General features: G+C 36.1%; 10 protein-coding genes. All 10 read right to left on the bottom strand.

Annotated elements, in window-relative coordinates:
• Positions 1–124 precede the first annotated feature (124 nt).
• Positions 125–2,473 carry a TonB-dependent receptor gene (locus tag Z054_RS0112280; RefSeq protein WP_024770360.1) on the bottom strand — a complete coding sequence of 783 codons (2,349 nt, stop codon included), beginning with the start codon at positions 2,471–2,473 and terminating at the stop codon, positions 125–127.
• Positions 2,474–2,604: 131 nt separating this feature from the next.
• Positions 2,605–3,012: a lipocalin-like domain-containing protein gene (locus tag Z054_RS0112285; RefSeq protein ID WP_024770361.1), complete on the bottom strand. Its 408-nt coding sequence runs from the start codon at positions 3,010–3,012 to the stop codon at positions 2,605–2,607.
• Between the two features lie 135 nt (positions 3,013–3,147).
• The gene (locus Z054_RS0112290) at positions 3,148–3,594 is read right to left on the bottom strand and encodes a hypothetical protein (protein ID WP_024770362.1); all 447 of its coding nucleotides are present in this window, start codon (positions 3,592–3,594) and stop codon (positions 3,148–3,150) included.
• Positions 3,595–3,767: 173 nt separating this feature from the next.
• The gene (locus Z054_RS0112295; RefSeq protein WP_024770363.1) at positions 3,768–4,223 is read right to left on the bottom strand and encodes an SMI1/KNR4 family protein; all 456 of its coding nucleotides are present in this window, start codon (positions 4,221–4,223) and stop codon (positions 3,768–3,770) included.
• A 23-nt stretch (positions 4,224–4,246) separates the two neighbouring features.
• Positions 4,247–7,789, bottom strand: a complete 3,543-nt coding sequence (locus Z054_RS30205) for an HNH endonuclease (protein WP_161635285.1) — start codon at positions 7,787–7,789, stop codon at positions 4,247–4,249.
• A 32-nt stretch (positions 7,790–7,821) separates the two neighbouring features.
• Positions 7,822–9,192 (bottom strand): PKD domain-containing protein, encoded by a 1,371-nt coding sequence (locus Z054_RS0112305; RefSeq protein ID WP_024770364.1) that lies wholly within the window; start codon positions 9,190–9,192, stop codon positions 7,822–7,824.
• Entirely contained in the window at positions 9,192–12,485 is a 3,294-nt protein-coding gene (locus tag Z054_RS30210) for a T9SS type A sorting domain-containing protein (protein WP_084050329.1), read from the bottom strand. The genes Z054_RS0112305 and Z054_RS30210 overlap by 1 nt, the downstream gene beginning before the upstream one ends.
• A gap of 9 nt (positions 12,486–12,494) precedes the next feature.
• Positions 12,495–14,585, bottom strand: a complete 2,091-nt coding sequence (locus Z054_RS0112315; RefSeq protein ID WP_024770366.1) for a fibronectin type III domain-containing protein — start codon at positions 14,583–14,585, stop codon at positions 12,495–12,497.
• Complete coding sequence (locus Z054_RS0112320) at positions 14,582–19,417, bottom strand: hypothetical protein (protein WP_024770367.1); 4,836 nt, start codon at positions 19,415–19,417, stop codon at positions 14,582–14,584. Before Z054_RS0112320 ends, Z054_RS0112315 begins: the two co-directional genes overlap by 4 nt.
• Positions 19,418–20,102: 685 nt before the next feature.
• Positions 20,103–22,311: DUF7507 domain-containing protein (locus Z054_RS0112325; protein WP_024770368.1), on the bottom strand; the 2,209-nt coding region annotated here is incomplete at its 5' end.

Genomic DNA, 22,311 nt, shown 5'->3' on the forward strand with positions numbered 1-22,311 from the left:
AAAAGCGAAAAAGCGCAATCAAAATCTATAATAATTTATCCTTTCCAATTTATTAGGGTGATAAATTAAATCACAGCAATAACCGTTTACAAACGACTATATCGTTTATTTGTCTATACTTTTTTTACTCCCTCAATACTTTATGATATAAATCTGCTAATCGTACTTCAATATAATCAATGATTTTATCCTCTGGGCGTTCTTCTATGTACATGGTATAGATTTTTTTGAGATACTGTTCTTTCAATTTTTTAAGCTCACCTTCGGGATTCCGGATTTCTTCCTGGGTAAGGTTCCATTTTTTGATAGAGAGCAACATATCTGTATGTGCATTGAATTTCTTTTCGATGATTTGTAGAGCTTCAATATCTTCTGGCTTCTTGTAGGTATTTACCTGGGCTTGTAGATATACATATTCTTGTTGTATTTCAGAGTTTACCTGTTCTCCTTCACGGATAAGTTTTAGATAAGCATCGTAAATCCACTCGTCATATTTGTCCAAAAATTCTTCATAGTAATACAGGGCTTTTAGATATGCCAGAGCTGCATCTTTATATACTTTTTTATGCTTATCTTCAGATTTTTTGACGGCTCTGGCCAACAATCTTAATTCATCTTTTTTATGTTTCACCATCTCATTTGCCTGTTTTTCTTTGGCAACCGCATTAAGTTGAGGGGTGATTTCCCAAGGCAAGCCTTCAAAAGTACGTTTACGATAAGAAAAACTTAACCATGCATTTTCCTTTCGTTTAAAACTAGGTTTTTTAATGCCAAAAGTATAATTATAGCCAAAAGTGGCAGTTAACTCACTTAAACCGTTTGTAGTTCCTCCACTTCTAAAAAGTTGTATAGCACTGGCATTAAAATTATGTCTTTCTAGTAATACGTAATTTAGATTCAAACGAATGTTGGAAACTTGTGTTTTAGCAGATGTGCTTTGGGATTCATTATAAGATAGTCCAAGTCTGGTTCCTAGCTTTTTTTCAAAAAAGCGTTTACCAACTCCTAGATTGGGTCCCCATGTGGTAGCATCTTCTGTGCCAATAGTATTATAGGTAAAATTAACTCCTGTATTGATATCCAGACTCTTATTAGGGAATGCAATCGTATAATTTGTCGCTGCATTATGAAAAGTAGAAGCATCGCCGACACGTACAATACCCCCCTGCTCATTTGCTACATCATTAAGAGCATAATTAAATGCAATATTCTGATTGGATTCCTTTTTTTGAGAAAGTACATAGTTAATTCCGAAGGTAGCATTTTGTGATAATTGTTTATAATCCAGATCTTCTATTTCATCATCTAGCAGATTATCATCATTGATCACATCAAATTGATTGGGTTTGATATTGGTATAGGTCTGAAAATTAGAATAGGATCCGGTAAAACTTAAACGGTCTGATGCTGTATACCCCGCATTAACAGCTCCTACAAAACGATTGGTAGCATTGGCTTTTATATTGTCGAGATCATCACGCTGATATCCGATGTTCATCGCAAGGGTGAGTTTATCTTTAAAAAAAGAGCTAGCGGTATTCAGAGTAATATTTTCAAAATCATTATTAAAATAATAGGCTCCCAGGGTTTCATATCCGGGATCAATGCGTTCGTAACCAATACCTACATTGGTTCTGCCAATGTTGTATGTTAAGTTTGTTCTAAGGGCATTATAAAATTCTGTTGATGCACGATTACTAAACAATGTGGCAGCTAATCCAGTGCTGCCTTCATCACTTTCTGGTGCGCGAAGATCTTGTGTAATGGCAGTAGAGGCATATTCTATATCGAGTGTAAATTCTTTAGTGATCTTTACTTGGGTATTTAGACTGATCACCAGGTTTTCTTTAGGCAAGACCCCTTTAGTTTCTGGTACAGAATCTATCGAACTTATATTATCTTTGGCATAAAACCCGATGATTCCCACTTTAAAACGTTCTTTTTCAAAACTGGTTTTAAGCCCATATCCCATTCTTTGAAAAGCAGGAACGGTACGTTCATCATTATCATCTGGCGTGGCTTTTAGTAGTTGTCCTGCCATTGCACTAATTTTGAATGCTCCAGGTGGAGCAAGATCGACACCACCACCAGTAAACTGATGCCCATTTAGGGTATATGGAGAAAAGTTCATGGCTACATTACCAATATGGGCAGTGACCCACTTGTATTTGGGGTGCAGGCTGATACGATTAAAATCAAAGGGCAACGCATAATCCAGATTATCACCCTGATTGGTAAAACTATAGGAAATGGGTACAGCAAATCCATAGATACTTACATTCAGGTTTCCTCTTAAGAAATAAGTAAAAGGCTCCCGATTATTATTTTGATTGGAAGTATAGTATACCCCATTGGCCGAAATCACACCACTTACCTTAATAGGTTTAGCCTTACCGACACTTTCGATATCGATGCTTTGGGCGTATCCAACAAATGAAAATAGAATAAGAAAGAGTAGGGTATAGTTTTTCAATACCTAAAGTTTTTCCATTACTTACTTGCTAATTATAGAAGATAACTGTTCATTTATATTGTAAACAAACAGTTATCTTATTGATCTTCTGTATATAAATCAAAATTCATATACAATTGACAAACTGCTCTTTATCGTGTATATACTTCTGTGTACAATTTACCTCCATCTGTTTCTTCAATTAAAAGCTTACCATCAGATAATTTAAATGTTTCAGAATATTCTTCTACAGAATCTGTAAATGTTCCGGTGTATGTTCCATTATCATTTTTTTTCCAAGTTCCAGAAACAGCATCTAGTTCACATTCAGAATTTACATCTTCATAATAATTATCGTTAGCCTTTCCATCTGTAGCAAAAACGTAGTTACCTTTTTTCTCACAGGCACTAAGCGATTCTTCTTTTCCATCTACAAGGGATTGAGTGTATTTCCAGGTTCCTACAATTGGATCTGTAGTATCATTTGCATCATCATCACTACTGCAAGAAAAGGTTAATGCACTTAAGAATACTGTTGTTACTAAAATTACTTTTTTCATTGTTTTAAAATTTGGGTATTATATAGTATTAATGTAATTATATTTTAATTTGTTACTGTTTTAATCAATTCTGGTCTATATAAGGTTAGCCGAGGTTCGCAAAGTCTTCTGACTTTTCGAACCTCGTAAGGACTATTATATTTGTTTATATTTTTTGCTTATCTGATCTATATTAGCCCCTTCTTCAATAAAGATATCGTTTGATCGTAATGTTAGAACGCCCTTAATGACAAAAATGGAAACTCGAAACGTTTTCTCATTTGTCGCCCCTGAATTCTCTATAATATCATAAGTATTCGTCGCTTCTTGTAACCATTTATATTCTGTAGTTATGACATTCTCGCAATTTTCTATATTTGTTTCGGATGCTTCATACACAGTTAATATTAGCCTGCCATCATTTCTAAATTCAATAGTTTCTTTTTTCTGACAAGTAGTAATTTCTGATGTACCTGAACCACTTATTTCGGTTTGTTGCCATTTCCCAACAACAGGATCTGCATTTCCGCCATCATCATCTTTGCTGCAAGAGATGTATAATGCACTTAAAAATACTGTGGCTAATAAAATTGTTTTTTTCATGGTTTTAAATTTGAGTTGTTTTTGTATTTAATTGTTAATGTTACTAAGATTGGATTTGTTTCGGTTTTATTTTTTTACTTACCTCAATATTTTCTTCTCTTAACCGTCACAAGCAAGACGTTCGTGTTAACAGAGATTTCCATGTCTGACTTGATAGAATTGTCTAACGTAGATTAAGACATTAAATCTTCTTCTGAATATAATTTTGAAAGAAACTCTTCAAAAGAGTTTGAAATATATTCTGTTTCATAAACTTCTTTTCCATTATCAACAATTCCTTCATGTTTCCATAAAATAATGTGAGGTTCAAGATTATCTGTATTATAATCAAAGCATAAATAATCACCACTTGGTTCAGAACCGAAAGGATATACCTTAAATGGTAATATGTCTTTTATTCTAGAATAAACATCTAATATATTATTTGAATTATCTAAATTAATGTCTAATAAATTACTAAAAACTTTCTCTTTAGATATATCTGTATCAAATATATTTTTTGTTGGATAACCTCCATTATTTTCTAAAACAATTTTTAGAAAATATTGTGGGAATTTCACCCCAAATTTTAATTCAATTGCTTCCAGAAATTTTTCATCATTAAGTGTTTCAATATACTTCCATTCCATAATTAACTGTTTTACTTTTGTTTTTACCTATCTGCTCCCCATATCTTTTTACCTCCAGTGTGCCTTGATAAACTATGCGTAACTTCATCAACCAATTCCATAACACCTTTTTCTTCATTATGGTGCCAAATAAAATCTTTAATTCTAGGAGAGCCATCTTTTATTTGTTCTAGTTGCAACTTGGTAAATTTCTTTGCTAACTCAGAATCAGTTTTAATTTGCTCAGCCAATTGTCTAGTTGCTTCTTTAAATTGTTTATAATCTGAAGCCAATAACAAATCATCGTCTAAGACCATCCTAAAAACATATTTAAATTTTGGAAACACCCCTCTATATTTCTTTCCATTTACTTGTACAATCTTTTCAACATAAGGTACACCAGTATCTGGATGAACTTTGCCTTTCAGGTCACTTCTAATAGTACTTAATTCAATTATATCATCCAACTTCTCGACAGCAACCCTATACTTCCCTTTAGCATCTTCAATAATATTAAAAACGCGATCAGAGATACTGGTACCATCGTCTAGGTTTACCCGATACCCTTCTGGAGTAATTAATTGCCCTAAAGGTTGTAGGTTCTCATCAATACTCTCTGATATTGCTTTTATATAAAGAGTAAGCTTTTCTTTATTCAAAGTTGCTATTCTTTGCCCTTCAATAAGGATATCCCCGGTAATGTTATCAATCTTGACCAACACTTTTTTACCAAGCTTACCGATACCCACCACCATTTTTTGTAATTTAGAAGGTATTCCTTTCAGAGCTTTAAGGGTAGTAGATGTGATCTTTCCTGTTTTCAAAAATATTTTTATCTCACCATATCCAATAAACAAAGAAGCCACATCAAAAATCAACTTGCCTTGGTTATACCTTGCTTGAGGGTCAAAAGCTAATGTTTCATCTACATACTTCCCAAATTCTTTCTTTATAGTATCAGTAATAGAATTTACTAATTTATCTTCCTCATCCAACTGGCGGATCAAGACAACAATATCTATAGTCTGTTGCCGTATTTTATAAGCTTCAGCATTTAGAAAAAAAGGATCTAGAGGATCCCATGCAGCTTTAAATTTATAGAGATCAACTGCCATTTCTAACCCTTCCCACGCAGCATCTATAAAACCAGCATAATATGCCATGGCAGGATTAACATTATGATCCCACAAGCATTTAGGAACAATCCCCTTTTTCTGAGATTTGAAATCCTCTGCACATTTTTTTGTAAAACTTAGCACTGATTTAAGAACATCATAAGTAGAATATCCAGCTATCAATTCTTCATTCACGAATGGAATATGATCTTTATATTCTTCTAATAACAGATCCAAATGCTCTGAAGCATTGATTATAGCAGCCCCAATAGACTCTTTAATATTGGTTGTAAGGATATCATTATACAATTTTACATATTCGTCTTTTACAATGTTTAATGCTCCAAAGAATGTATCAGCAAAGGATATTTTATATTTTATTTCCTGAGTTTTTAAATCATAATGTACCCATAATAAATGCTCATTTCCCGGATTAGCAACCAACTTTTTCAAGCTATCTACTTCCTTTTGAGTAATTTCAGAATTAGTAATAATAAGCTTCTTTTTGTCGCTTAAAGTCTTATTGATTATTCTATTCTTTTTAGCATATTCCGGAGAAGCAAATAATTTAGGAGCATCACTAATAGTTTTTCCATCTGTAACTATTGAATTTTCGGAGCTTTTTGTATCAGATAGTTTAATAGTACCATCAAAATACCCATCCTGACCAATGGTTATATCTTTATCGTTACCAATACCTAGCTTGTTCTCCAGGTTATCAGCAGCTTTTTTTACTTTTTCGGCTTTTTCTTTTGCGGTTTCTAGTTTTTTCTTTGCCTGTTCCTGTAATTCTTTTTTCTTTTCGGCATCTTCTTCATTTTCTGCCAATTCTTGTAATCGGTCTGCTTCTTCTTTTTCCTTTTCTAGCTCGGCTGCTTGTTGCTCAATTGCCAAACGTTCTGTATCAATCTCATTTCTTTCTTCTTGTGATATACTACCTTCATTTTGTAATTCCTCAGCCCTTTCTTCTATACGATTGGTAGCATTAAAAATATCAGCTATTATGCTTCCTAGACTTCCCAGAACTTCTAATTCATCACTCACATTATCCATCCCACTCCATGAAGGATCATAATCGGTCACTAAGATTCCATCTACAAGCTCATAGTCTGTATTGATCTTTACATTTACAAATCCAATCTTAATACGAGTATCGGCAAGATAGGGTACAGTGATATATCCCCAGCCAGAGAATATACCATTGCCTCCCTGAGCAACTTCACCTATATCAGGAGATTCGGTATTACCTGAAAGAATACGTTTTACTGTTATAGGAAATTCTCCTGCGGTAAATACATCATTAACCACTAATGTTTCTAATGGGTCTTGGTTATCGATATGTAGCTCGGGAGTTACTCCACATGTAAAATTTGATTCGCCACGTGTTGTTGTAGTAAATTCAAATAAACGGGAATAGGTATACCCGCCATTTTCACCACATTGCCCACCAACTCTATATTCGTAGGTGGTATTTTCTTCTAATCGTTGGATTTTAGCATTTTCATTATAGGCATTTACCTCAAACCATCCAGAATTGTTTCCGTCTTTTTTACGGTATTGTACCTGATATTTCTGGTGACCTACTCCCTGCCAAAATACCTGTGCTGCATTATAAGTGTTACTCTCTGCCAAAATGTATTGCGGAGACGAACATTGCCCAGTGTAGTTAAAATGATACACCTCGCTATAACCACCATTTTTAAACAAGGATAATTCATTAATCCCATCTACTGCAATTGCCCGTATCCGCCATCCATAGGTTTTATCGGGTAGTAAGGGGGTCTGTGCAGGGCCATACAACAAAGTTGTAGATCGAGTTGTGGTTTGATACAATGGTCTGCTAGCCAAAAATCCAGCTTGCGGATCGATATTGGTATCCCATATTTCTGCAAGAGTAAACTCGTATTGTATATTCGTAGCATTTACATGACGTGGTGTCCAGTTAAAAATGATATTCTGCGGATTTTTGACCACAATATTTTCATTTCGTACCGGGAGATTTAAGATCGGAGGATCGTTTAATACAATATAGGCTATAGCACAGCTCTTTGTAGAAATCAGCCGTCCTGTTAAATAATCATAAGCTTCAAAACAAAATCGGTATAAACCAGCGGGAAGTGGTCTGCTATATTGAACAGGTGATATGCCCACCAGATTCTCTATCTGAAAATAAGGACGTAAATCTATATTAGTCAACCGTAAAGGAACACCACCGTCTAAAGTAATGGGGGAAACTCCTGCGACCACGTCTGCACTTTGTACAGCTATGCCATTACCTTCAACAGATAATTTTAAGATAACCTGCCGATTAAACTCTGTAACATCACCCAAAAGTAGATTGACCACAAGACGATCACTATTGGCTGTAGCATAATCTGCCAAGGTTACACTATACGGAGGGATCATCTGAGCTGTCACCTGAACGGGGCTTTGAGCAATTCCAAAAAACGGAATTAACAGGAGTAAAAGCACAATGTATGTTTTAATATAGCTGTACATAAGGGTTAGTTTGGTAGTTTTTGAATTTTTATATCGGTTTCTATATATGAGTTTTGTCCATCAGAAACATATTTTTTGATTTTTAACGCCCCTTTTCTACCGTCAGCGGTTTCAAAAAGGATAATTCTCGGCACTACGCTATTGTCAAAAGGTTGCAAGCCATCTACAGTTTCGGTTATGGTTAAGCCTCGCAAGACACTATCATCTGTCATGCTGTCAAACTGTGCTACGGTTAAACTTACCCCACAGGCACAAGCCTCCATAACATTAATCATTTTGGTATGAGTAGCATTAGGAATGGCATCAAAAGTAGTATCATCCAATGTATTCGGGGCATAGAACCTATTAAAACTAAAGCCACTATTGAGTCCAAAAAACACCAAATCAATCCTGGCACCATTATCGGGGGTAACTTGAGATTTACTATACACCTGTTCTGTATACCCTGAAAAAAAACTTCCTATCACATTAGTATTATGCGCTGTATTTATTCCCAAATGTATATTTTCAAAAACTTTAATATTGGTGTCTGGGAGTACCGTTATGGTTTTAGTTATAGACTTTGTTTCTTTTCCATTGGTAGCGGTTAGTGTCATATTATGAACTCCTACAGTAGTAAAGACTACCGTAGGGTTTTCTTCTGTAGTATCCAAAGGTGTTCCTCCTTGAAAAGCCCATTGATAGGAAGTCGCACTATTACTTTTGTTTTGCAACGATAATTGTACAGGAGCTTGCAAATCTTTATCCTGAAAATCTACTTCCCAATCAAAATCAGCAATCAAAAAAGGTGCAACTGTAATGGTTGTATCTTTGGTATAGGTTTCCCTTCCATTACTTATTTCAAGCATAATTTTGTGCTCTCCCGGCTGTTCAAAAACCACATTGCCGGGGTCTTTTTGATCTGTAGTTGCCGGGCTACCGCCTTCAAAGCTCCATTGATAGGTAGTTGCTCCTATAGAAGTATTGGTAAGACCAACAGTTACCGGAGCAAAATTATCCATCTGTATTTCTGCTTTAAAATCTATGATTACCGGTGCATCTAAATTTAAGGTAATCTCTTTTTGATCTTTTGATCCATCACGATTCGTAGCCTGTAAAGTGATTGTATATTCTCCCGGATTTTTATATAGTATTGTACCAGGGTTTCTTTGTACAGAAGTAGAGGGTTCCCCACCTTCAAATGTCCATTCATATTCTTCTGCTCCTTCGCTACGATTACTAATTACCACCTGCACAGGAACAGAGTAATCTTCTGCTACAACTGTAGTACTAAAATCAGCTACTACCGGAACAGCCTCCTCCTTCGAACACTCGCATAGCGAGATTTGTAATAAAACTAAGAATATGAATATTGGTATGTTTTGTATACGTATCATTACTCAATAATAATTTTACGGATTTCGTCCCCTCTGGGGGTTTCTAGCACCAGTACATAAACCCCAGTACTTAAAGACATCTCTACAGGGATCAGATACTCTTTTAAACCATCTTTACGTTGCTCCATCTCTATCTGGTTATTGGTAAGGTTAAACATACGTAGTGCTACAGAAGCAGCTTCAGATAAGGCTATTTTTACAGTAAATTTACCATCATTTGGATTAGGATATACCAAAAACTCTTCAATAAACGGGTTACTGGCATCTCCTACATTTGGTAGGTCTGTTGATTCTTCAACAATAATTGTTTTTTGATACTCCTGATAACAATCGCCCTGATAGGTTCTTAGTATAAAGTCATAAGATCCTTTTTTATCAAATACAACGACCAAACGTTCTGTATCCTGAGATATGATTTCTATTCCTGAATCCTCGGGTATACTCCATTCTACAACATCCCCATCAGGAAGGCTTACATTTACCATAGTCACTTCTTTACCTGTAAAAGCCTGGGATAGCAATAAAAAATCGGCATCAATTACGGCATCAGATACAGTCACACTAACCGTATTTGTACCTGTACATCCCAGAGAGGTTATCAAACTAGCAGTATAGGTTCCCGCTTTGGTAAGTTCTACCTGGGGGTTAGTGCTACTAAATCCGTTATCGGATTCCCACAAATACCTTGCACCCGGATCGTCAATCCCAATATCAAGGATCAGGGATTGCTCTGCACAAATGGTTCTGTTTTCTCCCAGATCTAATACAATGGGATCAGGATCTTCTAAGGTAATATCTTCATATGCGATACACCCCTGTGCATCTATAATTTGTAAAACATAGGTTCCTGCTGTAAGACCACTAATACTTTCTGTAGATTGCCCAGAATCCCACAAAAAAGTATAGGGAGCTACTCCTCCTTGAACTTGTATGTCAATATATCCATCATTGCCTTGATAACAGGTAGGTGGAATTTGATTGATAATCACTGCTTCCAAACCATTAGGCTGTTCTATATACACCGTTCCTGTTGTACGACATCCTTTACTATCACTTACAAAAACAGTATATTTTCCCGAAATCAACCCTGTAATTATCGAGGTTGTTTCTCCAGTTGACCATGAAATATCATAAGGGGGCATCCCTCCTTCTATAAATACTTCTGCCAATCCGTTTGCTCCACTACTACATACAACATTTTCTTTTCTAAACGAAACCTTTAGTAACTCAGGTTGATCTAAAAAATAGATGCTGTCACGTTCTCGTACTAAAACATTATTCTCATAATCTCCCAGAATAATATTATTGGCATCCCTAATATTTACGGCATATGTTCCTGTATCTAGCCCTCCGGCAATACTATCTACAATAGGTAGTATTTCCCAAGCCCCCGTATTAGGGTTTTGTTTTTTCCACGTATAGTAATAGGGTAATCCTCCATTATCAAAAAGCTCAAGTTGAATTCCTCCTTTTACATGGGCGATGAGTTCCCCGTCACTATCCTCATCTCCGTATTCATTTGTATTATTACAAGAGATACTATGAGATTCTTCAATATCTACAACAAGGGGATCAGGTTCATCTAGTTCGTATTCAGCATTAATTACAGTACATGTAGTTTTATAGGTAGCTGCATTATAATTCCCGTCATGTACCGTAAGGAAATATTTTCCTTTGGCAAGCCCGTTTAGCGTAATCTGGTATCCTTTGTCGGGAGCAGGGATTACGAAGGTACTGGTATTGGTAAGTATAGTCCCACTTTCATCTTTCCATTCAAAAGTATATGAACCATTAGTATAAGGTGTTCCTCCGGTTACTTTTGCTACGATAACCCCATCTGTAAAACCAAAAGCTCTGGGGTCTTTGGAAAGATCTGTATCAAAATCAACTTGTAGAGCAGTATCGGGTTCTGTAATGGTCACTTCCTGAACAATTTCTTCACCTAGTTCAATCACTCCATTTACTACTTTTCTAACTTTAGCCACACAACCATTAGCATCCATGAGTTTAATTTGATAGGTTCCTTTTGTTCTACCAGTAATTGTTGTGGTATTACCATTAGTGAAAGGCTTCCAGTCTGCTGTCCATGATGCTGAGGCTTCTTTAATCAGATACCTATATCCTCCAACACCTCCTGCTGCACTAAAGGTAGTGGTTCCATCATTTCCTCCATGACAAAACACATCTACTTTATTATCTTTAGGTAATGTGCTAAAAACTACTTGAGATTGCCTTACCACTCCTATATTCCTAAAATGCCCACTGCCTGCGGTATAATATGCTTGCCCGTTATAGGAACCATACAAACTAATCTGATAATTAGTAGTACTAGGAGGAACGTTGGTCAAAGTGACCCTGTTATTCCTGTCGAGAGTAATATTATTTGCTCCCGAAACAGCTATGGCTGGATAGATAGGATTTCCTCTTTCATCATTTCTTACAGGAGGTTGTGACCTGTCACCTACAGAGATGCTCAGATTGTCTCCAGCTTCTAATGTCCTACTGAATTGAAGGGTAATAGTACCATTCATGGTATCAAAACAAGAGGTAGGTGTACTACTTACCTGTTGTATAGTAGGGGCTGATCTTCTTAAGATGTAAGAAATAACATTAGATTCGAAAGTATTGTCACAAGGAGCTACTACTCTAAAATAAGTTCTTTTGCCAATTGCAGATCTTGGCATAAAGGTACCAGGGGTAAAAGTAATTGAATTCTCTCTGGTAACCGGTATATCTTGCCAATTGTATGTTATCCCTGATCTTACGGTAGCATATTGCCATCGATACAAGCTATTTTCTATTCCTGCAACAGTGGTTAAGGTTAATGGGTCTTCATATCCAATAATAGTATATGGAGGTACTCCTAATGAAAAAAGCGGTTTGATGGTATAATCAAAATCAATAGTGGTCATTCTGGGGGAGTAAAACCCCGAAAAACTACCTGACGACACGCAAGGGAGACTAAAATTAGCAGGAATAGTACCATTTGCATCTGTTCCGGTTCTGAAATTTACAAAAGCATAGGCATCAATCCTAATGGGCGTTTTAGTGGTAAATATAGAAGGCATATCCCTATTTGTTTCTGCATCTCCTCGATTTCGTATATCTCTGTAGTATAACGTTTCTCTATCCCCATTAGAAAAAACTACCTCAATATGAATGTTAGAACTTGTATTGTTTTTAACTCCTTTATTAATACGGTAGTTTAAATTATATAAATCAATTTCATAAATGTTTTGAGAGTATACCATACTCCCAGAAAACATTAAAATCAATAGCATTAACTTTTTCATAATTCCTCCTTAAAATTCAACGATAACAGATGCTGTAGCCCCATATTTTCCATTAGATAAAATAGGTCTTATATAATACGTATACGTATTATTAGGGGTTGCAGTATCATCTTTTATAGTATGTATAGTCCCGGGCAATTCCCTAAATAACCGGGAACTACCTTCATTTTTCTTTTTATACACGATAAATCCGGTAAATACATCCGATGGGTTTCTCCAGGATAGATGTATTACTTTTTCTTCCTTATCTGCAATTCCTTGCATTCCTTTTACTGTTTGTAAATTCAATTTAGAAAAAACTATAGATATGGTTACTGGTGTGGATGGCAAGGATTGTAAACCATTTTGATCTGTTGCGAAAATAGCATAGCGGTATTTATGATCCATTTGTAAACCCGTATCTACATATATGGTATCCTTCTTGGTATCAAAAATTTGTTGCCAATCATTACCTGTAGTAGTGACATCTTTTCTAAATAATTCATAACGTTCCACATCTTCACTAGAACTGGGAATCCACCCTAAATGTACAGTGTCGTTTTTTACTTCATAACTACTGAAAATGGGTGAAGTGGGCCGTACAATATCAGGTTTATCCAATATCAGCATTTCAGAGTAATCTGACATATTAAATCGTTGATCTACTGCTACAACACTATAATATACTTTACTATTTAAGGAAGCTACTTGCACGGTATCTACAAAAGCAGTCTTGGTAATAGGGTCAATAGTTAATTGTGACAATTCTTCTCCCTTTTTATTTCCACGAAACACACGGTATCCCAACATATCTTTTTCAGTATTAGCATCCCATTTGATTTTAGCTATCCCGGTACTATCGATAATTCCGGTAAGTCCTACGGGAACAGTTGGAGGAATAGAATCTATTGGCTGCACAAAAACAGCCAAAGAAGTGGTGTTTTTACCTCCTTTCCCATGTGCGGTAATCGTAAAATAATTAGAAGGTTGCAGTTGATCATATGTTAGTTCTCGTTGTACTGAAGGAATGTTAGTTACAACCGCTGCATATACGCCATTAGCTTTGGAAGCCCTATTTAAACTAAACCCTTCGATAAGAGATTCTCCTTCTTTTGGAAACTCCCAAAATAAGGAAGCACTACCATTTTCTTTTAAGGTGTATGTTTTGATATGGGCAGTATAGGCCAGCGTATGTTTTCCTTGTCCGGAAACTACTTCAGAAGGAGGGCCTTCTTTTCCAAAAGAAGACAAACCAACCACACGGTAATAATACGTTTTGTTATTCTGAGACAATGTATCGATATAATACATTCGTTTGGCAGGAGCCCCCGGTTTATCATTCATATTGATTAACGGAGTATCTCCCAATCGTTTGAAATTTGTTCCATCCTCAGACCGTTCAATAAAATACGCTGTATAAATTGATTTAAAGAGTTCATATTCCCAGGAAAGCATAATATTTTGATCCCCTTCAACAACAAATAAGTCGATAGGAGCGGGTAGTATCTTTTTTTTATTGGGATCTACAGCCAAAGTTCCTTCTTCTATAGGATCGAAATTTTCAGGAAGGGCAACTTTTATTTTATAGAAATATTTCTCGGTACTTTTGATTTGGGTATCTACATATCCTAGTCCCGCTATTTTAGCAGCTTCAAAATTCATATCTGCTGCAAACAGGGCAAAAGAGAAACGTTGTTCCAATTCTTTTGCTTTATTAACAATCTCCATCAATCCGCCTTGCTGATTTCCTTCTACTTCAAAACTTTCCCCATATATTGCCTGGGCAAGTATAGCAGCATGGTTGTCGGTCTCTACCATAGTTTGCCATTGCTCCAGAGGAGCAGGTTTTAAAGGAATTGATGTTAATACTTTTCTCTCTGGAGGGTTGAGAACTGTTCCATTTCTGGATATGGTAAAGCGTTCTATAGTATATCCATATGTATTAGCACGTTTCCAGGCTGTAGGTTGATCTACTGCCCAACGCAACATAATGCTGTTCTCATTTGCTTGTCCAATAATTTTGATGGAGGCGGATGCAACCTCTTTTTGACCAGATTGCCCTATGGTAAAGAAAGGAATACAGCATAAAAAGAACCCTATTATATGTTTTCTTATTTTCATAACCTGTCTTTTAAAGGGTTTTTAAAGGTAAATACCGCAGTGCTTCCCTGGATTCCTCCAGGTAAAAGATATTGCATTCGTATGGTATAATTGCCATAGCGCATCATTTTAAACTCGCTATCTAAAATAGAAGTAAAGCCTGTACCTGCTGGTATGTTACCATTAGTCAGGTCATTTAGCACCTGATGGTAAATATCAGAAAAATCAATACTATACATATCAGTTAGATTATAACGATACGGGAACGTAGTTTTGCGCCAGGAAATACTAGTGTTATGTTCCAAACTTTCCAGATATTTTCCTATTAGTGGCAGTGCCCTTTTTGGGGTATACCCAAAGACTTCTGTATCACGGTGCAAGGTATATCTTCCCTCACTGGGGTATTTAGAATATAAAACAGGATTGATATCGGTAGTAAAATACGTATCTTTTAATTCGGATTCTGCAACTACCAATGCTTTGTGATCTGTATATTCATTCCCTTTTAATTCAATAGCTTCAAAACCTTCATGCTCTTTTATAGTAGCCGATAGATAGATCACATCAGAGGCAATCCTTCCCCAATGGTCGTCCTGCACTTTTATACTCTTGACTTTATCTGAGAAGGTAGCATATTTACTGGTTATAAATGGATACGAAAGACGCTCAATACTTCCGTCCTTAGATACATTGTCTGCTGCATTGGTTGTTATTTCAAAAGTATTGTTGCTATCTAATTGGGTGGTATTAATTTTTGCTCCGGATGCCTCTGTACCTCCTGATTGTTTTGGCAAACTCACTATGGCATAGGTGTATGCTTTTTCTTTTCGCAAACTAGGCATACGACAGTGTACTTTGTTTGCTCCATAATCATAGTTAAATGCTACATTGGTAATTTCTCCACTATCTTCTATGAGTTTGATCTCACTTTTCCAATTTGGATCTTCAAAAAGATAATCCTGACCCCGCTTTAATTGAATATATCCGTTTTGATGTTCTTTACGATAAAATTGTTTTTGATCAACTACAGGATAAGCATATTGTATATTGTGTAAAGGGATATAAGTAGGGGCTTCCCCAGTTACAAAATTTCTGATTTCTGTTTCTATAGCTTTTTTACCATCTACCATGATGGTTTTAAAAATGCCATTTACCTTTTCCTGAAAACTCACTTCGACTTCGACTTTATGCTGCATACTTGGCGTAAGGATATCTTCGGAATAGAAAGTAGCCCTGTCTTTCATATAACTCCATTCGAGTTCACCCGGTACTTCTTTGCCATTGGCATCCATAACCCTAAATTTTTCCAGGATCACTTTATATGTTTTATCTGCCTCATCTTCCGGGATCACAATAGGCTCTCCTACTTTCATGCTAAAAGTGGCTTGTGGTGCAGCAAATACATCGACTTCATCGGTTCCTTCTTTGGGAGTTAGATCGGCTATCATTTTAATACCCCCCAGTGGCGCAGCATTTTCTAATTCGCATTCTTCACCAATAGTAATTTTAAATCGAAAACGCCCCTTTACCAATCCTCCTAAAAGATTGTAATATCCTCCTGCATATCCTCTGAACCAAAATGGGTTGGGGCCTTTACCTTGCATTAAAATAGCTGCTCCACCTTTGATGATTGGAATTTTCTTTTTGATAAAAAATAATTTAATCCTGATCCCCATTTCTCCTTGCAGATATGCATAGGATTGTCCATTGGCATACCATCCATCAATACCCACCTGATCTCCGGTATTTACACAACGGGCCTCACCATAATCTTTGAGCATAATATCAAAACCAACTCCTGCCTGAAAACGTGCATAGAGGATCAAGAAATTCATATCTCCTGTATCGATTTTAAAATCTGCTCCAAAAGCAAATCCACGCCCTTCTCCCAATGCATTTAGATCCCGCATATAGTTTAATTCTTCTGCATCTACACCCAGGATTTCTGCTACTTCGGGCGGCGGCGGCGGGCTACCCGGGATACGGTCTCCTACCATAAAATACCCTCCTGTTTCTATCGAAAATCCACCAATCCCCATCTTTAATCCTAATCGGTCGGTGGGCGTACCCATATGCATATACCACTCATCCGGAGAGATATGTACCACTCCCCATCCAGCACGGCCTCCGGAAGCTCTTCCTTGAACGATTCCTCCTCCTACATTGACAAAGATGTCCAATTGTGCATGAAAAGATTTGTTGACAAAATCGAATTCCATTCCCAGTTTAGCACTAATGGATGCAGCTAGGCTTAGCTCGGCCTCATATTCCATGTCTGCTTTATCCAGAAAGGTTTTTCCGGTTTTACTGTCCATTACTTTATTTACCAGTTCATTATTAGCCATATCCCCAAGCTTTTCAGTAAGTTTACCCACTGGATTAGGGATGTCAAAAGCCTTCATAATCGAAGCTTCGCCAAAGAAGCCCAATCGGTTAACACCTCCTTTGGTGTTGAATTCTATTTCAAAACCTGCTCCAACCGCTACAGCAGTTTCGCTTCCAATAGAACCAAAAACCATAGCTTTTACTCCTAGACTGGTTGATTTATTAGGAATATAGGAAAGTCCCGAAGGGGAGAATTCGGTAATATTGCCTCCTGGTCTTTTTGTCATCTTATAAAATGCCCCTCCTGCAAATCCTGTAATCGTAATGGGACCTGCTTGTATCATTAACCCATGTACTGAAGCATCGACATACCAATATCGAAACTCCTTCTTCCCAAAAATAGCTTTGCAACTAATAGGACCAAAACTGCCAAAGGTTCCTGTGATATAAGCTGAAAAACCATCTCCATATTCTGGATCATTATTCATAAGTGTTAATCCACCTTCTAGCTGAATAGCTCCCATGTTAGCTTTGATATGAATCTCGGATAAGTCAATCCTATCATATTTCCATCGTTGCTTACGGTTTTCTTCCTTGAACTTGCAAAAGATACCCAACCGGGCTTTGGCAGCAAAACCTTTACTTTCTTTGCCCATCAAGTTGACCATCAAGTCAAATTCTATTTTTGCTCCCTGATCGGTAGAACTAAGCCCTATATTACCTATAGAAACCGGGAAATTCGCAACTTTTACTTCTCCTTTATATCCAAAATAGCCTACCTGAAATATGGGGGATTCGGTTTGTAATACCAGATCCTGAAAGGTGATCCCTTTAAAGCTTACCGCTTTTTCTTTTTCTTTCTCTCCGTCAACTTCTTCTGAGGCGGATGAAGTAGTTTCATTTTCATTAATATCTGCAGAAATCGTCATATCTCCATGTAAGATAGCTTTAGGGCGAAAATTGCCATCTTTCACCCTTAATTCTACAGAAGAATTGGGAGCAAGCCTTGCCTTTGCTTTCCAGATATTGAATTTGATTTCGTTTAGAGAGGATAAGCGTAGCATAAATTCATCTTCTGAGATCAATCCGGAATACGCCAGCCCTTTTCTCTTAACTTTTGTAGCATCTTTAGTTGTATCTGTTGCAGCATCTGTTGCTTTTTTCTGTAATTTATCAGAAATGGGAAGCAGGATACGTCCATCAAAATTAGCTCCTACGAATCTATTAGCAGCTAATGATAACCCCAATTGATCTACAGACATAGACCAAGCTTTACTCTTGTTGGTTCTACCTTCTGATAACGGAATAATATTGTTTACTTCAAAATGACCCGATACTCCATAATTATCGATAATCATGTGGTGGGCTTCAAAAGATACGCGCTGTTTTTTAGAGATACTTTCTTCGGTATGAAAAGCTTCAGGAAGTCCAACCTTTAGAGATTCTACGTAAAAACCCCTCCAATTTTCTATACTTGGGAATAACAAATCATTTTCGTAATAATGTTTTGGAAAATTATCGTGTGAAGTACGTTGATCACTAAAATCAAAGATAGCTTTGTTGACAGAGAACATAAACGCTTTGGGCATACTGGCTAATACGAAAGATGGTAAACTGATCTCTGCAATAATATCATTCCATCCAGTAGATACAATTCCAAATGTACCCGTAACTCGGTTGGGAATTGTAATTGTTTTTCCATCTGCTCCTTGATAAGAACGAGTTTTTGGCATAGGTTCTCCATTAGCCCCTACGGGAAGAATCATATCTCGGGAGAATTGTACTTCTGCCTGTATGCCCAGTTCTTTAAAACCATCACAATCCATATTAAAATAGGTCAGGTTCTGTACATTACCTGTATCCAAATTCATACCTCCTTTTAAGGTCAATAACCATTTACCACCATTCCAGGGGATATGTACATCTCCTAAAAGTACAAGGTTAGCATCACCAATGATCCCGCCCTTATGGGTCATTTTTAAATTGTTGGCACCAAAAAACAATTGAATACGTTTTCCATCTTTATCGGTTTGCGGGATGGTAATACGGGCAAAAGCTGTAAATTCTATATATTTAGTATTTACTGTAGCATTGACAAGACCTAACTCTACGATAACTCCATCATCGCTATTCCCTTCTTTGTCTTTGGGAGTATAAGTAATTCCTAATGGAAGGGTTTGTATATCTTCATTTCTAAAAGAATCCACCCATTTGCCTTCTGCTTCAATCTGATCAAACATGGCAGTAACTTCTGCACGGCTGGCTTGTATGTTTTTATCTTGCTGGTATTCTTTTTCTAATAGTTTGTATGTAAATTCTGAATGGGTAATGGCACTCTGTTCTGAAATCTCTAATGGAAATTGCTTCTCTAAATCTTCCAACATTACTAATTTTGATGTAGAAGTTATCAGAGAAGAGTTACGATTGGCAGTAGTAGAAAGTGTGTCTTTTTCTGTTTTAGGAAAGGCAAAAAGCGATAAGGCCCATAAAAATAACAATACAAGGCTACAGCGTAGTTTTATATTCATATAGGTTTTATTTTGAGGCGTTTGGGTTTGCAATGGTACAAATTTTAAAACAATTGTTAATAATATCTTAATTCTGCTTGATTGCGAGGGCAAACTTACGGTTTATATTATTGATAACCAATACATATAGCAGGGGGAGAACACCCTGTGCCTTTGAAAAATAAAATGTACATATCGATGTTTTTTTGCTACATGAATAGGTTTGAATCATAGTTAAGCGTCTAATTATCATATCATTATTTTATTTTTAGGTTCTTGTAAAAGTGTTTTTTACTTGTTTTTGAAATAAAAAAATATTTTCATTATATTTTATTTCACTTATATGGTAAACACAGATTATTTTATAAGGTCTACTATTAATATGCTACAATAATAAGTGTTGCTAGTTTCATTTTTCGACACTGGGAGTTTTTTTTCATTATTTTTATTTCTATAAATTAGTTAATAAACAAATCACAAAACTACGGTTTTACCATATTTCATTTCTACGGAAATCCGTAACACTGTTTTTTTTCAAAGTTTCAAAGAAGTGAAGAAGTAAAGTTTCAAAGCATCTGTTCTTGTGTGACTTGTGACAACTTCTGGCTTCCAGCACCTGACTTTTCCATTTTTTAGTTTCAAAGAGACAAAGAAGCAAAGAATCTAAGTTTTAAAGAACTTATTCTGTGACTTCCGACTCTCACTGTTACCTTCCGGTCATATAAAGATATCCTGATAGGGTTTGGGGATTTCCATTGAAATTGGTATATCTAATTACATAAAAATAGGTGCCCGAAGGAAGCCCTTTAGAACCATCAATTGTCCCTTTAACTTCAGAGAAACCTTTAAACACATTATCTCTATTATTATATTGTTCCTTTTCATAAACAAGTTGCCCCTGTCTATTAAAGATTTCAACTTTGTTATCTGGATAACATTCCAAACCTTCTACAATGAAGAAGTCATTAGATCCATTTTCATCAGGGGATACAGCGTTGTACACTTTAAGTTCGCATCCTCTAAGAGGAGTTTCTGTAGGATTATCTCCAAAATTATCTAACCCGTCTGATAAGTCTTGAACGGTAACTCCTAAGCTGTTAGTGCCAAAGACAGTAGCTTGATTTGTTACTTTTTGATTTGAAATATCTTCTACTGTAATTGCGTATGTACCTGTAAAGTTTACATCATCCGATTCTCCAGGTTCTAATGTAACAGGATCTCCTGTAAGAGTTAAGCCAGATAGATTATCTTCTATCCTAACATTAAACAGTGTAACATTTCCTGTATTCGTTACGGTAAAACTATAGCTAATAGTTTCTCCGATTTGTGAAATATCATCCATATTTTCATCATTGAATCTAGAAGTCTTAATTAATGCAATACCTTCTGTTTGTGACAATTCAACTATCGTTGGGTTATCATCACCATCTTCTACAATACCATTATCAGATATATCATCCACCGCAGTATCCAAAACAGTATCTACGGCAAATACATATGCAGTATTGGTAACGTTGCCAGTATCAATATCGGTTTGTGATATTTGATAATCTTTAGAAATTGATATTTGCTTACCTCTTAGAAGTGTTCCTTCTACTGGAATCGGAGATGTACCTAATAAAGGATCGTTTATTTCAATAAAGGCTATAGGAACATTACCAATATTATTGATAGTAAATGTATAAGTGATGATATCATTTAACTCACCATTACCTTGTACATTAGCTGTTTTTATAAGTTCTATAGCCGGACTTGGTATTTCATCATCTTCAATTATCATTATTGCTTGATTTTGCGCTCCTATAATCAATACATCTTCTACCGTTTCTAATGTGATACTTATGGTTTCTCCATTGTATTCTACAATATCATCATCTATTACTTCTATTGGAATGACAACAGATGTTGTATTTGCCAGAATAATTATAGTTCCGCTGAGTTGAACATAATCTAAATCAGCAGTTGCAGTACCTTCAATAGTATAACTTACTGGAGTATCTATGGTGACAGGTTTATCTAGAATTATTTCAAACTGACCATTAGTAGATGGTTCACTTGCATTTGTTAGCACTTGGATACTTATTTCAGCAGTATCATCATCACTTATAGTGATTGTAGCTTGATCTGTGGTACCAATAGCTACTGCGTTATCTGTTCCTGTTAATGAAATAATTACAGATTCTGTGCCTTCTACATCAATATCATCTAGTACGGATACACCAATTATTCCTGAAGTATCTCCAGCAGGAATAGTTAGGCTTCCACTTAAGGTTGCATAATCTTCAGTTACAATTGCAGTCCCAGATACAGTATAATTTATAATGGTTGGTAGGGATACAGGATTGCTTAAGTTTAGTGTAAATATCCCATCTGTGTTAGGTTCGGCTGCTTGAGTAGTTGATATGATATTAACTTCAGAACTGTCATCATCAGATATTGTTACAAATGCTTCATTTGTTGTTCCTATAATTACAGTATTATTGGTTCCTGTAATCGTAATAATTATCGTTTCTTCTTCTTCTAAAATCATATCATCTAATATAGATACCTCTATTGTTTTTGAAGTGTCTCCAGTAGGAATGGTTATACTTCCGCTTAGGGCAGTATAATCTAGATTTGCTATTGCCGTTCCAGAGATGTTATAATTAATACTTGTTGAAATTGAGACAGGATTACTTAAGTTTATTGTAAATAATCCATTAGTATTTGGTTCTGACGCTTGATTTGTTGTTACAATACTTACAATCGAACCATCATTATCATCAATAGTACAAGTTGCCGTAGCTGTTGCGATGCTTACTTGTTGTGCATTAACATTGGTAATGGCTATGGTTCCTGTAAAGGTTTCAGTTGACTCAACAACAAAATCCCCAAGTATGGATATAGGTAGATTGATGGAGGTATCCCCGGCAGGT

Source organism: Aquimarina macrocephali JAMB N27 (assembly GCF_000520995.1).
In the GTDB taxonomy this organism is placed as follows: Bacteria; Bacteroidota; Bacteroidia; order Flavobacteriales; family Flavobacteriaceae; genus Aquimarina; species Aquimarina macrocephali.

What these genes read in the sequence shown, in the direction of transcription:
- Z054_RS0112285 (WP_024770361.1), bottom strand. Translation starts at nt 3,012, where the DNA reads ATGAAAAAAGTAATTTTAGTAACAACAGTATTCTTAAGTGCATTAACC.
- Z054_RS0112290 (WP_024770362.1), bottom strand. Translation starts at nt 3,594, where the DNA reads ATGAAAAAAACAATTTTATTAGCCACAGTATTTTTAAGTGCATTATAC.
- Z054_RS0112295 (WP_024770363.1), bottom strand. Translation starts at nt 4,223, where the DNA reads ATGGAATGGAAGTATATTGAAACACTTAATGATGAAAAATTTCTGGAA.
- Z054_RS0112305 (WP_024770364.1), bottom strand. Translation starts at nt 9,192, where the DNA reads ATGATACGTATACAAAACATACCAATATTCATATTCTTAGTTTTATTA.
- Z054_RS30210 (WP_084050329.1), bottom strand. Translation starts at nt 12,485, where the DNA reads ATGAAAAAGTTAATGCTATTGATTTTAATGTTTTCTGGGAGTATGGTA.
- Z054_RS0112315 (WP_024770366.1), bottom strand. Translation starts at nt 14,585, where the DNA reads ATGAAAATAAGAAAACATATAATAGGGTTCTTTTTATGCTGTATTCCT.
- Z054_RS0112320 (WP_024770367.1), bottom strand. Translation starts at nt 19,417, where the DNA reads ATGAATATAAAACTACGCTGTAGCCTTGTATTGTTATTTTTATGGGCC.